Origin of the sequence: Oculatella sp. FACHB-28, from assembly GCF_014696015.1 — a bacterium.
Taxonomy (GTDB): domain Bacteria; phylum Cyanobacteriota; class Cyanobacteriia; order Elainellales; family Elainellaceae; genus JAAUTN01.
Map to the genome: position 1 here is coordinate 14,197 of NZ_JACJPJ010000098.1, position 14,625 is coordinate 28,821.

Annotated in this window: 14 protein-coding genes; 13 read left to right on the forward strand and 1 reads right to left on the reverse strand. The window is 55.8% G+C overall.

Features of this window, described 5'->3' with window-relative positions:
• Window positions 1-61: 61 nt before the first annotated feature.
• The gene (locus H6F88_RS27325; RefSeq protein WP_190645971.1) at window positions 62-391 is read left to right on the forward strand and encodes an NIPSNAP family protein; all 330 of its coding nucleotides are present in this window, start codon (window positions 62-64) and stop codon (window positions 389-391) included.
• 56 nt (window positions 392-447) lie between these two features.
• A complete protein-coding gene (locus H6F88_RS27330) occupies window positions 448-2,145 on the forward strand; it encodes a GMC family oxidoreductase (protein ID WP_190645972.1) in 1,698 nt (565 codons plus the stop codon).
• Between the two features lie 61 nt (window positions 2,146-2,206).
• On the opposite strand, the gene H6F88_RS33680 is transcribed toward H6F88_RS27330, so the two are convergent.
• A complete protein-coding gene (locus tag H6F88_RS33680; RefSeq protein WP_242050751.1) occupies window positions 2,207-2,449 on the reverse strand; it encodes a hypothetical protein in 243 nt (80 codons plus the stop codon).
• On the opposite strand from H6F88_RS33680, the gene H6F88_RS27335 reads away from it, so the two are divergent.
• The 11 genes from H6F88_RS27335 (at window position 2,348) to H6F88_RS27385 (ending at window position 14,602) form a co-directional block, all read left to right on the forward strand.
• On the forward strand, window positions 2,348-2,980 hold the full coding sequence (locus H6F88_RS27335; protein WP_347277755.1) for a VOC family protein: 633 nt from the start codon (window positions 2,348-2,350) through the stop codon (window positions 2,978-2,980). The two genes, H6F88_RS33680 and H6F88_RS27335, sit on opposite strands and share 102 nt — an antisense overlap.
• 137 nt (window positions 2,981-3,117) lie before the next feature.
• Window positions 3,118-3,702, forward strand: a complete 585-nt coding sequence (locus H6F88_RS27340) for a DUF6130 family protein (protein ID WP_199333818.1) — start codon at window positions 3,118-3,120, stop codon at window positions 3,700-3,702.
• Window positions 3,703-3,949: 247 nt separating this feature from the next.
• Complete coding sequence (locus H6F88_RS27345) at window positions 3,950-5,305, forward strand: epoxide hydrolase family protein (protein ID WP_190645974.1); 1,356 nt, start codon at window positions 3,950-3,952, stop codon at window positions 5,303-5,305.
• A gap of 96 nt (window positions 5,306-5,401) precedes the next feature.
• A complete protein-coding gene (locus H6F88_RS27350) occupies window positions 5,402-6,403 on the forward strand; it encodes a carbon-nitrogen hydrolase family protein (RefSeq protein WP_190645975.1) in 1,002 nt (333 codons plus the stop codon).
• Between the two features lie 38 nt (window positions 6,404-6,441).
• A complete protein-coding gene (locus H6F88_RS27355) occupies window positions 6,442-7,530 on the forward strand; it encodes a thioredoxin family protein (RefSeq protein ID WP_190645976.1) in 1,089 nt (362 codons plus the stop codon).
• A gap of 55 nt (window positions 7,531-7,585) precedes the next feature.
• Complete coding sequence (locus H6F88_RS27360) at window positions 7,586-8,515, forward strand: SDR family NAD(P)-dependent oxidoreductase (protein WP_190646087.1); 930 nt, start codon at window positions 7,586-7,588, stop codon at window positions 8,513-8,515.
• A 174-nt stretch (window positions 8,516-8,689) separates the two neighbouring features.
• The gene (gene msrA / locus H6F88_RS33685) at window positions 8,690-10,162 is read left to right on the forward strand and encodes a peptide-methionine (S)-S-oxide reductase MsrA (RefSeq protein WP_242050741.1); all 1,473 of its coding nucleotides are present in this window, start codon (window positions 8,690-8,692) and stop codon (window positions 10,160-10,162) included.
• A gap of 124 nt (window positions 10,163-10,286) precedes the next feature.
• Window positions 10,287-11,033, forward strand: a complete 747-nt coding sequence (locus H6F88_RS27370; RefSeq protein WP_190645977.1) for a glucose 1-dehydrogenase — start codon at window positions 10,287-10,289, stop codon at window positions 11,031-11,033.
• Between the two features lie 30 nt (window positions 11,034-11,063).
• Window positions 11,064-12,827 carry an MOSC and FAD-binding oxidoreductase domain-containing protein gene (locus H6F88_RS27375; protein WP_190645978.1) on the forward strand — a complete coding sequence of 588 codons (1,764 nt, stop codon included), beginning with the start codon at window positions 11,064-11,066 and terminating at the stop codon, window positions 12,825-12,827.
• Between the two features lie 42 nt (window positions 12,828-12,869).
• Window positions 12,870-13,466, forward strand: a complete 597-nt coding sequence (locus tag H6F88_RS27380; RefSeq protein WP_190645979.1) for a redoxin domain-containing protein — start codon at window positions 12,870-12,872, stop codon at window positions 13,464-13,466.
• 83 nt (window positions 13,467-13,549) lie between these two features.
• Entirely contained in the window at window positions 13,550-14,602 is a 1,053-nt protein-coding gene (locus H6F88_RS27385) for an alpha/beta hydrolase (protein ID WP_190645980.1), read from the forward strand.
• Window positions 14,603-14,625: the final 23 nt, after the last annotated feature.

A 14,625-nucleotide genomic window follows, 5' to 3' on the forward strand; every position in this document is an offset into this window, starting at 1 on the left:
ATTGCTCGATCGTCCAACCTGCTGACTCAGGAACGCACCTTGTGACCCAACTCGAAAAAGCATGATCTACGAATTGCGCATTTATTACGCCATGCCCGGACAACTACCCGCGCTGCTGTCGCGCTTCCAGAACCATACGATACAGATTTGGGAAAAGCATGGCATCCGCCAGGCAGGATTTTGGACAACGCTAATCGGCGAGAGTGAGAGTAACCGGCTCACCTACCTGCTTGCCTGGGACAGCATGGCTGAGCGCCAGGAGCGTTGGAGTGCATTCCTCACCGACCCCGAATGGATTGCGATCAAGGCTGAAAGCGAGAAGGATGGTCAACTTGTGCAAAACATTAACAGCGAGTTGCTGACACCAACCTCCTTTTCCTCGGTGAAGTGAACGGTAGGGCAATCGCCGGACTCAGTTAATTCGATTTTGAAAGCGAGGTAGTCGCGATGAAGACGAATTTTGAGAACGAATCCTTTGAGGATGAACGTGAAACCTATCAACTTGAAACTGATAGCCACAATGTTTTCACCGAACGGGTTCGCAACAACCAGCGCCAGCTCACCTCTGAGCTAAGACACCAGTACGATTTTATTGTTTGCGGATCTGGATCGTCTGGCTCAGTGGTCGCCCGTAGACTGGCTGAAAATCCCGATGTCAGCGTTCTGCTGATTGAAGCTGGAGGCAGCGATGATCTGCCAACTGTCCTGGAAGCCAATCAATGGCCGATGAACCTTGGAAGCGATCGCGACTGGAGCTTTCAGGGACAGCCAAATCGACATATGAATGGTCGTTCAATTCCGTTCTCGATGGGCAAGGTACTCGGCGGTGGATCGAGCATCAACGTCATGGTTTGGGCACGCGGACACAAACAGGATTGGGATTTTTTCGCCTCTGAAGCCAACGATCCTGCCTGGAATTATGAATCTGTCTTGAAGATTTATCGCCGCCTGGAAGATTGGCATGGTGTACCGGACCCGATGTATCGCGGTACGGGAGGACCAGTATTTGTCCAGCCCGCACCAGATCCAAACCCGATCGCACCCGCAACGGTCGAAGCAGCGCGATCAGTCGGTATTCCTACGTTTGAAAATCCGAACGGACAAATGATGGAAGCGGCGAAGGGTGCTTCTATCACCGATGTGCGAGTCCGCAATGGTAAGCGCGAATCGATATTCCGTTCCTACGTCTTCCCTTATCTAGATCGTCCAAACCTGACGGTTCTCAGTCATGCACTGGTCACACGGCTGACATTTCAGGGCAAGCGGGTCACTGGCGCGGAGATCTCTTATCGTGATGCGATCTATCGCATTGGTGCGGCAGTCGAAGTTGTGCTGTCGCTCGGTGCAATCCATACGCCGAAAGTGCTGATGCAATCCGGTATTGGTGATGAGTCCGAGTTGCGACGATTGGGAATTTCTGTCGTGCAGCACCTTCCCGGTGTGGGGCAAAATTTTCAAGACCACGTTGCCTTTGATTGTGTCTGGGAATATGAAACCGCTCTTGAACCCAGAAACAACTTGTCCGAGGCAATCTTTTTCTCGACGAGCCAGTCCGGGCTTGACAGTCCAGACGTATTTGTTTGTCAGGCTGAGGTGCCAAAAACCACTGCTGAGAATGCCGCCCGGTTTAGTCTGCCTGATGCAGGCTGGACGTTATTTGGGGCGATCGTGCACCCCAAAAGCCGGGGGCGTCTGCGCCTGACGGGAGCCGATCCATCCGACCCGATTCTGATTGATGCGAATACGCTGTCTGACCCAGACGATCTCAAAACCGCGATCGCCTGCGTAGAACTTTGCCGCGAAGTCGGTAACTCCGCCCCGCTTCGTCCGTTTATCAAGCGCGAAGTCATGCCAGGGAATTTGAAAGGAGCCGAACTCGAACGCTTTGTTCGAGATGCTGCGACAAGTTTTTGGCATGAAACCTGCACCGCAAAGATGGGTCGAGATTCCATGTCGGTGGTGGATAGCAACCTGAGAGTGTATGGAATCGACAATCTCCGGATCGCGGATGGCTCAATTCTGCCGCGAGTAACGACGGGCAACACGATGGCTCCCTGCGTGATCGTTGGGGAGCGAGCAGCGGAAATTTTACAGCTCGAATACCAGCTGCAAACCCCTGTAAAAACAGTCTCAGTCGCACCGTAAAACCATCACACCTTTCATTGCACTTCTCATTGGTGAACGCACATTTAAGTCGCGTGTTAACTCAAATAACTTGAGTGGTGTGAATGGGGCGATCACAGAAGAATGAAAAGTAACGAATTTGAACAGCAAACTTACCAACCAAAAGGAGAACAAGATGAGTAGCAATCAAGTAAACCGTCCAAACATGAAACTCGAAGTCGTGGTGTTCACCGTTTCCGACGTCGATCGCACGAAGGCATTCTACGAGAAGCTCGGCTGGCGGCTCGATATCGATATCGCAGCGGGCGGCTACCGCAACGTGCATGTGACGCCACCTCAGTCAGACGCCTCGATCATTTTCGGCAAGGGAGTCACTCCAGCTAATTCTGGCTCGGTGCAAAACCTGGTTCTCGCTGTAGACGACCTCGATGCCGCCCGCAAAGACTTGCTCGATCGTGGTGTCAATGTCAGTGAGATCTTCCACTACGCTGGCGGCCCCTTCAATAACGCGGTGGAGAACCCGCGCGTCAGCGGGCGCGACCCGGAAGGTCGTTCCTACTTCTCATTTGCCTCTTTTGAAGACCCAGATGGAAACCTCTGGTTGCTCCAGGAAATCACAACGCGGTTTCCTGGTCGCCTGTGGGACTCTCTACAAGCAGACGTTGCCACCCTTGCAACCCTTCTCCACGAGACGGCAGAGCGTCACGACCATTACGAGAAGACTCACGGCGAGCATAACTGGTGGGACTGGTATGCGCCCTACTTAAGTGCACGTCAGAGTGGTAGCAACCCAGAAGAAGCTGCCGCAGCTGCTGACCGATACATGGAGACAATTTTGCCTGTTCTTTCCAAATAACCGATCGCCTTTTCCTCGTTGCATTGAGCGATGGGGCGAGCGACGGAACTCAAACCCACAGCTCGCCCCGCCATCACAACTGAGTCATATGGATGACCAATACATAACCTCAGTTAAACCCAATTGGAGCAAGACCAATGTCTGAAAAAATCAACCCACTACGCCGCCGTTTTTTGGGCATTGCAGCCCTGAGCATTGCTGCTACACAGTTAGGTCGATTCGGTTTGGCGAACGCACAATCGAGCCAAACACAGCCAAAGGAAGCCGCCACACCTCAACCCGGAACCGCGCAGTCCACCGACCCAAACGCAATCCGCCCCTCCACCCCAAGCGCGAGGGACATTCGCGGCGCTTCACCGTATCTCCCGCTCGAGAACGAGCCCGAACCCAAGCTGATCGTAGATCCCCCACTTCCTCAAGGGCTGGCTTTGGGCATCTTCTGGGCCCAGTACCGAGTAGAGAATTTGCGTATCGTACCCGTTTTTGGAGCAGGTGCAATCCAGACCTCTCCGCGGGTCGGGCATTTGCACATCACCGTCGACGATCTGCCCTGGTGGTGGGCGGATGCGAGTGATACCAACACAATCGACATAGCCGGACTGCCACCCGGACCGCACAAGGTAAAGATCGAGTTAGTTGACCCTAACCACAACGTTTTCCCCGGACAGGTGGTGACGCAGATGTTCACCATCCCTGAATACCAGAGCGCGCACGCGCACTAATGGAGCCTCTATACCCGGCCCGCTTCGCCGGAGTAAAAGAGTACGTAAACCCGCTTCAAGTTTCGCACAGCAGGCAATTGGACCCAAGCACTAATGGGAGAAAGACCTTTGCTGCCAGCGTAGATCGCGATCGCCCACCAGAGGTATCAGCACCGACGAAACTGGTCTCTGTTCTGGGTCGAAAAGCACGACAGGTATCACGAAATTGATTAGAGCAGGCTGAGTTAAATCAATTGGAGAAAGATCAATGTCTGAGAAAATCAACCATCAACGCCGCCGCTTTTTGGGCATTGCAGCCGGGACGATCGCAACTACACAGCTAGGTCGATTCGGTTCTGCGAACGCTCAATCAAGCCAACCACACCCCAAGGAAATTACCACGGCTCAATCTGGAACCGTACACACCGATCCAACCGCAATCCGCCCCTTCCAAATCAACATCCCGCAAGCAGACCTCGACGATCTCCGCCAACGCATCGTGGCGACCCGCTGGCCCGAAAAGGAGACTGTCCCCGACCAGTCGCAGGGCTTGCAGCTCGCAACGATGCAAGAACTCGCGCACTACTGGGCGACAGACTACGACTGGCGCAAGGTTGAGGCAAGCCTGAAAGCCTTGCCGCACTTCATCACCGAGATCGATGGGCTAGACATTCATTTCATTCACGTGCGATCGCAGCACGAAAACGCATTGCCGCTCATCGTCACGCACGGTTGGCCCGGCTCAATCATCGAGCAGCTAAAGATTATCGATCCACTGATCAATCCCACGGCTTATGGCGGAAATGCATCGGATGCTTTCGATGTCGTGATTCCGTCGATGCCGGGTTACGGCTTCTCCGGCAAGCCGACTACTACGGGCTGGGGCGTGGAGCGCATGGCACGTGCCTGGGACGTGTTAATGAAGCGGCTGGGCTATACCCGCTACGTCGCTCAGGGTGGTGACTGGGGTGCGTTTGTGGTTGACCTGATGGGTGTGCAGGCACCGACGGGATTGCTCGCCATCCACACTAACTATCCTGGGACAGTTCCAGCCGACATCTATGAGGCGCTCCTGGCTGGCGACCCGGTGCCATCCGGTCTCTCGGCTGAGGAACGACGCGCCTATGAGCAGCTGGACAGAACGTTGAAGCAAAAAGTTGCCTACGCCAAGTACATGGCGTCGCGTCCGCAAACGTTGTACGGCATTGCAGATTCACCCGTCGGACTAGCCGCCTGGCTACTTGACCACGATGATGATGGTGGTCAGCCAGCGGCTGCGGTCGTCGAGGCTCTGAACCGACCCACGAGCACCACCGGCGAACTGACGCGTGACGAGATCCTTGACAACATCACGCTGTATTGGTTGACAAACACAGGCGTCTCTGCGTCTCGGCTCTATTGGGAGTATAAGGGTGGTTTTTGGGACGCTAAGGGCGTCTCTATTCCAGTGGCGGTGAGCGTCTTTCCCGGTGAGGCATATCAGGCTCCGCGAAGCTGGACCGAGCGGGCGTATCCCAATCTCATTTATTACAACCAGCTCGACAAAGGTGGACACTTTGCGGCGTGGGAGCAGCCAACAATTTTTACTCAGGAACTTAGGGCGGCGTTTAAGTCGCTGCGCTGAACTCTGTTGCGTCTTTGGAAAACCAGCTCTTACCGGAACTGGTTTTATCACCTGACATGAACAGCAAATTACAAAACAGTGAAAAAGGCTAAAAACATGATTACTAATCAGATCGTTAAAGCCGCCGCCGTGCAGATTAGCCCCGTCCTGTACAGCCGGCAAGGGACCGTTGAAAAGGTCGTGAAGAAGATCCGTGAGCTGGGCCAACAAGGCGTCCAGTTCGCCACTTTCCCCGAGACCATCATTCCCTATTATCCCTACTTCACCTATGTGCTAGCCCCGTTCGCGCTGGCTAAGGAACATCTGCGGTTGCTTGAAGAGTCAGTCACGGTGCCGTCTGCTGAAACCCGGGCGATCGCCGAAGCCGCGAGAGAAGCAAACATGGTCGTTTCGATCGGCGTCAATGAGCGCGACGGCGGTTCGATCTACAATACGCAGCTTCTCTTCGACGCAGATGGTACGCTGATCCAACGTCGCCGCAAGATCACGCCGACTTACAACGAACGGATACTTTGGGGCCAGGGTGACGGCTCGGGTCTGCGCGCCGTCGATAGTGCCGTTGGCCGCATCGGACAACTTGCCTGCTTTGAGCACAACAATCCTTTGGCACGGTACGCGCTGATCGCTGATGGTGAGCAGATTCACTCGGCGATGTATCCCGGATCGTTTGCAGGACCACTGTTCGCGGAGCAGGCAGAAATTAACGTCCGTCAGCACGCCCTTGAATCTGGCTGCTTTGTCGTTAGTGCGACCGCGTGGCTGGATGCCGATCAGCAGGCCCAGATCATGCAGGACACGGGTTGTCCGATCGGACCGATTTCGGGTGGTAACTTTACTGCGATCGTGAGCCCGGACGGATCGATTACTGATGGGCCGATCCAGGCTGGTGAAGGCGAAATAATTGCCGATCTTGACTTTGCGCAAATTGACGCCCGCAAAAGAGTTATGGATGCGCGTGGTCACTACAGCCGCCCCGAACTGCTCAGCTTGCTGATCGACCGGACACCCGCATCGTACGTCCATGAGCGCACCGCATACCCCAATGCTGATGGCTTGCTGATGGCTGTCGCGGAGGAGAGGCCAGTCGAAGTTCTCTAATTACACCGTACCTGAACCAACGACAGGGAGGTCAGCACATGTCCGAAGAAATCAATCCTAATCGCCGCTCCTTTTTAACAACCACGGTTCAAACCATTGCTGCTACCCAGCTTGGCAGGCTTGGTCTCACAAAACAGCACGCTACACCGGCAACGGCTGAGTTACCGATTGAAGGCGAACTCCCTTCTCTGGTCGGCGCAACCACATGGCTCAATTCGCAGCCATTAACGGTTGACGAACTGCGCGGAAAAGTTGTGCTTATCAACTTCTGGACTTATACCTGCATCAATTGGCTGCGCCAACTCCCTTATGTTCGTGCGTGGGCCGAAAAGTATCAGGATCAGGGACTAGTAGTAATTGGTGTACATACACCGGAGTTCGAATTCGAGAAGAATCTCGATAATGTCCGCCGAGCTTTGACGGACATGAGAATTGACTACCCGATCGCCGTGGATAACGATTATGCAGTGTGGCGTGCGTTCGGGAACCGTTATTGGCCGGCCCTTTATCTTATAGACACGCAAGGACGCATCCGTCATCACCACTTTGGCGAGGGCGAGTATGAGCGATCGGAACAGGTCATTCAACAGCTCCTGTCTGAGGCTGGAGCTGGTCGTGTTAGTCAGGAAATGGTCGCAGTCGAGGCGCGCGGTTTTGAGGCTGCTGCCGATTGGGACAGTCTGCGATCGCCTGAAAACTACCTCGGCTACGCAAGAACAGACAATTTTGCGTCTTCCGGCGCGATGTTAAACAAGCCTCATTCGTATACCGCCCCCGCGCAATTGCAACGAAATCAATGGGCACTTTCGGGCGATTGGACAATCGGCAGACAAGCCATTGTCCTGAACCAGCCCGGTGGGCAAATTGTGTACCGCTTCCACGCCCGCGACCTTCATCTCGTCATGGGTCCGTCCGCACCAGGAACGCCCGTGCGGTTCCGCGTGCTCATAGATGGGCAACCGGCAGTCGCGGCTCGTGGACTTGACGTTGATGAACGAGGCGAAGGCACCGTGACCGAACAGCGGTTGTACCAACTGGTTCGGCAATCGGAGCCTATCCGCGATCGCCAATTCGAGATCGAGTTTCTAGATGCTGGGGTAGAGGCGTTTGCATTCACGTTTGGTTGATCACGCAAACAGATATGTCCTCACAACAAGTGACAGGGAGGTAAATGATATGACGATGAACTCCACACATGACAGCCCAATCCTCGTGACTGGAGCGGCTGGCGATATCGGTGCGATCGGTCGCAACCTCACTGCAATGCTGCTCGACAAAGGGCACCAGGTGCGCGCCCTGGTCCGCCGGGAGGATGAACGCGCTAAAGCGCTGCGTCAGCTTGGTGCCAAGGTTGTGCAAGGCGACCTGACCGATCTTGCCTCGATGCACCAGGCGATCGAAGGGGTTAAGCGCATCTATTTCGGCATGTCAGTCTCGGCAGCTTATCTCGAAGCTACGGTCAACACTGCTGCGGTGGCAAAACACCACGGTGTCGAAGCCTTCGTGAACATGTCGCAGATGACGGTGACGCAGATGAGCATCACTGAAACCACGGACAGCCCGCAGCACAAGCTGCACTGGCTTGCAGAACAGGCATTGGCGTGGTCGGGGCTGCCGGTCGTCACAGTGCGGCCGACGGTCTTCCTCGAAGGCTTCTTCCTGCGTCTCGCCGCTGCTGGCGTCCGGGATAACAACGAACTGGCACTGCCGCTGGGCAACAGCAAGACTTCACCGGTTTCAGCGGTTGATGTAGCGCGCGCCGTTTCCGAAATCCTTGACGACCCTGCCCCACACATTGGTCATATTTACAATCTAACCGGATTTGAGTCAGCCGATCTCGACCACTATGCGCGCGCGTTTTCCGAAGCACTCGGTCGAACGATTCGCTATCGCGACGTGCCGCTCTCCGGGTGGACTGACACGCTTCGTGAGTTTGCAGTGCCAACGCACCTCATCAACCACCTCGCGGTGATGGCTGAACTTCATGCTCAGGGGCGGTATGACCGCATGACGGATGACCTGTTCAAGCTCACGGGCAAGACGCCAACGAACCTATACGACTTCGTGAAATTGCACGCCGCAGAATTCACGCGAAGTCAAGTCGCGGCTTAAAGGGCAGGTCGCCCAGATGTCACCGAGTAGACGGCGGAAACTTCGCGGCACGGAAACAGCCGCAGTTCTTCTCTAGGGAGATCCGTGCTGCGTTTCGATCGCGACGCTAGTTAGCTCACCACGTACAAACCAAAAAGATCGAAACCTATTCAACCTATTCAAAAGGAGAACATCATGACTCAATCAGAAGTTACACAACGAAACAGCGGGCAGGCATCTGATGCCAATGCGATCGGAAGGAATAAACCCATAACCGTCTCGTTGCATTTGCCCATCCAGCCACAATTCCGCACCATTGACGGGCTATCCATCCGTTATGCCGAGAGCGAGGACCCAGGGCGAGGTGTGCATGCTCTCCTTCTCAGCCCTTGGCCGGAGAGCCTATATGCGTTTGAGCCAACGTGGTTGCAGCTCTCCCAGTACGCGCACCTTGTGGCGATCGACCTTCCAGGCTTCGGACACTCTGAGCGACGCGACGACCTCATGTCCTCACGCGCCATGGGCGAGTTTATCGTGCGCGTCGCTGATGCATTTGGGCTGGAGCAGCCGCACGTTGTCGGACCTGACGTTGCCACCAGTGCCGCACTCTTCGCCGCAGCCCTCCATCCAGGACGGCTACGCAGCCTTGTCGTCGGGAGCGGGGGTGCGGCAGTTCCGCTACAGTTGGGTGGACTGCTGAAGGAGTGGGTCGAGGCTCCCGACATCGAGCCATATCGCAACATCGACGGGCGACAGATTGTCAGTGCAGCGATCGCGAAGTTCGAGCGATACACGCCGACCGATGCTGCACGCGAGGATTATCTCTCGTCCTATGAGGGTGAAAGGTTCGTCGAGTCAATGCGCTACGTGCGTGCGTATCCAACGCAGCTTCCCGACCTCGCTGGTCTGCTGCCGACTATCCAAACGCCAGTGTTGATCATTGCCGGACGACGGGATCACGTCGTACCCCTGGTCAACGCGGAGTTTCTCCTCGAACGACTGCCCGCGAGCAAACTTGCCGTCCTCGAAGCGGGGCACTTCACATGGGAGGATGCTGCCGACGAGTACGCGGCATTCGTCACAAATTGGTGGGATAGAGGCTACGCGATCGCCGACCCCCGATCAAGCGACATCAACGAGGAGAATGGAGCGGCTCTCCCGGTGACGACTAATGTGCAGCAGGTGGAGGTAGCCGTGCTTGCTGGCGGTTGCTTTTGGGGCATCGAGGACATCCTGCGTGAGGTGCCTGGCGTGATCGACACCGAGGTCGGTTACACGGGCGGCTGGCTTGAGAACCCAACATACGAGGACACGCACGACAGCCAGTCTGGACACGCCGAAGCGGTTCGCGTCACTTTCGATCCATCGGTGCTTAGCTTCGAGGATCTGCTCGATCGCTGGTTTTTCCGCCTGCACGACCCCACGACGCTCAACCGTCAGGGCAACGACATCGGGACGCAGTACCGCTCGGCGATCTTTCCGCAGACGGACGAGCAGCAGGCGATCGCGGAACGTGTCATCGCGCGTGTCGCCGTGTCAGGGCACTGGAAGCGACCGGTTACCACAAGCATTGAACCCGCTGCAACCTGGTACAGCGCTGAGGAGTACCACCAGGACTACCTGCGCAAGCATCCCGGCGGATACACCTGCCATTACCTGCGCGATTAAGCAGCCGATCGGCGCGTCGGCGTGGATATCAGCTCACCAGTCAGCGCTTAAAACCGAAGGCCCAAACGGCTTTGACTATCACCTAACCTGCAACATTCACACCATATTTCTAAAGGAGATTGTCATGAAACTGGAAGGTAAAACAGCCTTAATCACTGGCGGTACCAGCGGCATTGGTCTAGCAACCGCTCAAGAATTTATCCGCGAAGGGGCGAAGGTCGTGGTAACGGGCAGGACTCCCGACAGGCTTGCCCAAGCGGCGGAGGTGCTAGGACCAAATGCGACCGTAGTCTCAGCGGATGTGAGCAAGTCTGATGAACTGGATGAACTGTTCAAGCAGGTGCGCGAGAAGCATGGACACCTTGATGTAGTCTTTGCCAATGCTGGCATAGCAAAGTTGGGTCCGGTGGAGAGTACCACTGAAGAAGTGGTGGACGAACTGTTCAATACCAATTTTCGAGGCAATTACTTCACGGCTCAAAAAGCGCTGCCGCTATTGAAAGATAGTGGGGCGATCGTGTTCACCACATCCTGGTTTGTGGAGGTCGGCATTGCCGGAACATCAGCGGTGTCTGCAACCAAAGCAGCTCTGCGATCGCTCACACGCACCCTGGCAACAGAGCTACTGCCACGCAACATCCGAGTCAATGCGGTTAGTCCTGGCGTGATTGAGTCGCCGCTGTTTGGGAAGCTTGGCTTGCCGGAAGAGACGGTCCAAGCAATCGGAAAAAGTCTCCTACAACAGATGCCGATGCAGCGATTTGGCACGGTAGAGGAAGTTGCGAAGGCGGTGGCTTTTCTGGCATCGGACGACGCCTCCTACATTACAGGAGTCGAACTTGCCGTTGATGGCGGGCGGACTCAGCTTTAAAGCGCAAATGCTGGATAGGAGATAGCCCCCATGGCAAGGTTGTTATCAGTCAACGTTGGTCTTCCTCGCGAGATTTCATGGCGCGGGCAGACTGTATATACAGCAGTATGGAAAGAGCCGGTCGAAGGACGTTGCATGGTGCGGCGACTCAACATCGATGGTGATGCACAAGGTGACCTGGCCGGTCACGGTGGCGAACAGCGCGCGGTGTTTGTCTACCAGATCGAGTCTTATCGCTATTGGGAACGTGAACTGAATCGGAGTGATTTCACATTCGGGCAATTCGGCGAAAACTTTACGGTGGAGGGACTGGCTGATAGTGAGGTCTGCATCGGCGATCGCTACCGGATTGGCGGGGCGCTGTTTGAAGTCACCCAGCCGCGTGTGACCTGCTATCGCGTTGGCATCCGCATGGATGATCCCAGGATGCCGGCTTTGCTGGTGGCGCATCGCCGCCCGGGGTTCTACTTTCGCGTGCTCGAAGAGGGCGAGGTCGGGGCTGGCGACGAAATTATTAAAGTTGCTGAGGGTCCAGAGCACCTGACGGTCGCCGCGGTCGATGCGCTGCTCTATCTTCCCAAACCTGCCAAAGAAGACGTTGAGCGGGCTCTGCGGATCTCAGCGCTGAGCCCTGGCTGGCAGTCTTCTTTCGAGGCGATGCTTCAGCAAATGGCACAATCGGGGTCACGCACCGGCAATGCGGGTCTCGCTTCACCGGAGCAGATGGCTACAGCCGCTCCTGGATTTCGGTCTCTCAAAGTAGCTCGGATCGATCGCGAGAGCAGTAGCGTCGTCTCACTGATACTGGAGCCAACAGACGATCGTCCACTCACCGTCCCTCTGACTGGGCAGTTCGTAGCATTGCGACTTCGTCCTCAACCGGATGGACCTCCAGTTTTGCGCAGCTACTCACTTTCGGGTCTGCCGGATGCCCATCGTTATCGCATCAGTGTTAAGCAGGAGCCGCACGGCCTCGCCAGCACCTACGTAAACACACAGCTCCGGATTGGCGATGTGCTGGAGGTCAGCGAGCCACGGGGTGCCTTCACCCTGCAACCAGGCGATCGTCCTGTGGTGCTATTGAGCGCGGGCGTAGGCGTAACTCCGGTGCTGGCTATGCTCCATGCACTGGTGTCCCAGGCATCGGTGCGCCCGGTTTGGTGGATTTTTGGCGCACGGAACAGCGGGGAGCATCCCTTTGCCCAGGAAGTACGCGATCTGCTGGCGAAGCTTCCCAACGCCAGGAGCTACGTCCAGTACAGCCAGCCTGATTCCACTGACCGATTGGGGTTTGATTTTGATGCAGCCGGTCGCCTGACTGCCACTGTCCTCAAAGCGTTGGAGCTTCCCCTCGAATCCGATTTTTATCTGTGCGGACCACCCGCGTTTCTAGCAGACTTCACCGCCGGACTTGCCGATCGAGGAGTAGTGCGCGATCGCATCCACACCGAAGTTTTCGGTTCAGGCAAGTCCATCACCCCGGGCGTAGCGAACGCAGCACACCGTCCACCACACGCGCCGGATGGTCCTGCTGGCGAAGGTCCAAGCATTTCATTTGCCCGCACCGGGCTCACGGTTTCCTGGGACTCCAAGTTTCAGAGCCTTTTAGAACTTGCTGAAGCCTGTGATGTCCCGGTGCGTTGGTCCTGCCGGAGCGGAGTTTGCCATATGTGCGAGTCTGGGCTAATTTCCGGGTCGGTGCAATATGACCCTGAGCCGCTCGACGCTCCGGCGGTTGGGAACCTATTGATTTGCTGCGCGCGCCCGCAGGAAGACATGGTCATCGATCTCTAGAATGCCTAGCAACATGCATGAAAAAATTTAGGAGGATTTCATATGCGATCTGACATTGTTCCAGGAGCGGTCTTTCCCGACTACGAACTGCCCGACCACACTACCAAGCGCCGGAAGCTCTCCGACCTGCAAGGGCAACATCCGATGGTCCTCGTCCTCAGTCGCGGTGGGTACTGCCCCAAGGATCGCCGGCAGGCTGAAGGGCTGGTTCAACTCCATCGTGAGATCGAGGTCGGCTATTGCCGTTTGGTCACGATCAGCACTGACAACCTCACCGAGACGAATGAATATCGCAGCGGCGTTGGGGCCCACTGGCCGTTTCTCTCCGATGCCGGACGCAAAGTCCAAAAGGACCTCGACATTGCCGAATACACCGACCCGCTCCACAATCCCATGATCCCATACACGATCGTCCTGGAACCGGGTCTAGTCATTTACAAGATCTACATGGGCTACTGGTTTTTCGGGCGACCGACTCTAGAGGAGCTGTGCCAGGATCTGCGCGCCGTTCTCAAGAAATGCCGACCAGACTGGGACATCACAACACCTGAACTGAAAGCAGCATGGCAGGAAGGCCGCAAGGAACTCTTCTACCCGTATGGTAAAACCTACGCCCAGACGATCGGTGAACAGGACTAGACGCAGAGTTATCACATGCAAGGAGGCGCACCAGTCAATCTCACACTGGAAGCCATCATTGCCCCTCAAAAGAGGCAGAGAATATGTCTGAAAAAATCAACCGTCAACGCCGCCGCTTTTTGGGCATTGCGGCCACAACCATTGCGACTACACAGCTAGTCCGATTTGGTTCTGCAATCGCCCAATCAAGCCAAACAAAACCAGCCGCTCTGGACAGGATGAAGTCGGGGACAACCACATCGTTTGGCTCACTCAAGCAGATCGATGCTGGGGTTCTGAATGTTGGATACGCTGAAGCGGGTCCTGTGGATGGTGATCCAGTAATCCTCCTGCACGGCTGGCCCTACGACATTTACAGCTATGTCTATGTCACTCCGTTGTTAACGTCAGCGGGGTACCGAGTGATTGTCCCCTATCTACGCGGCTATGGGACGACGCGCTTTCTTTCGAGCGAGACACCCCGGAATGGGCAGCAGTCGGCACTTGCAGTCGATATCATCGCGTTAATGGATGCACTCAACATCGAGAAAGCGATCATCGGCGGGTTTGATTGGGGCGCGCGAACAGCCAATATCATCGCGGCACTCTGGCCCGAACGCACCAAGGCGCTCGTCTCTGTAAGCGGTTATTTGATCGGCAACCCTGAAACCAACCAGATGCCACTGCCGCCGCAAGCTGAACTTCAATGGTGGTATCAATTTTATTTCGCGACGGAGCGGGGCCGCGCGGGCTACGAACAATATCGGCATGACTTTAACAAGCTCATCTGGAAGCTTGCTTCGCCGCAATGGCAATTCGATGACGCGACATTCGATCGCAGTGCCGAGTCTTTCAACAATCCCGATCATGTCAGCATCGTCATTCACAACTACCGCTGGCGGCTCAGTCTGGCTGAAGGTGAGCCGCAGTACGACGAGCTTGAGAAGCGACTTGCCGAAGCTCCAGTAATCACCGTGCCCACCATCACGCTTGAAGGGGATGCCAACGGTGCACCACACCCAGATGCCAGTTCCTATGCCAGGAAATTCTCGGGCAGATACTCACACCGGGTTATCAGTGGCGGCATTGGACACAACCCACCTCAAGAAGCGCCACAGGAGTTTGCAAATGCGATCGTCGAAGTTGACGGTTATTGATGGTGTTTTACCTGAGTCGTGAA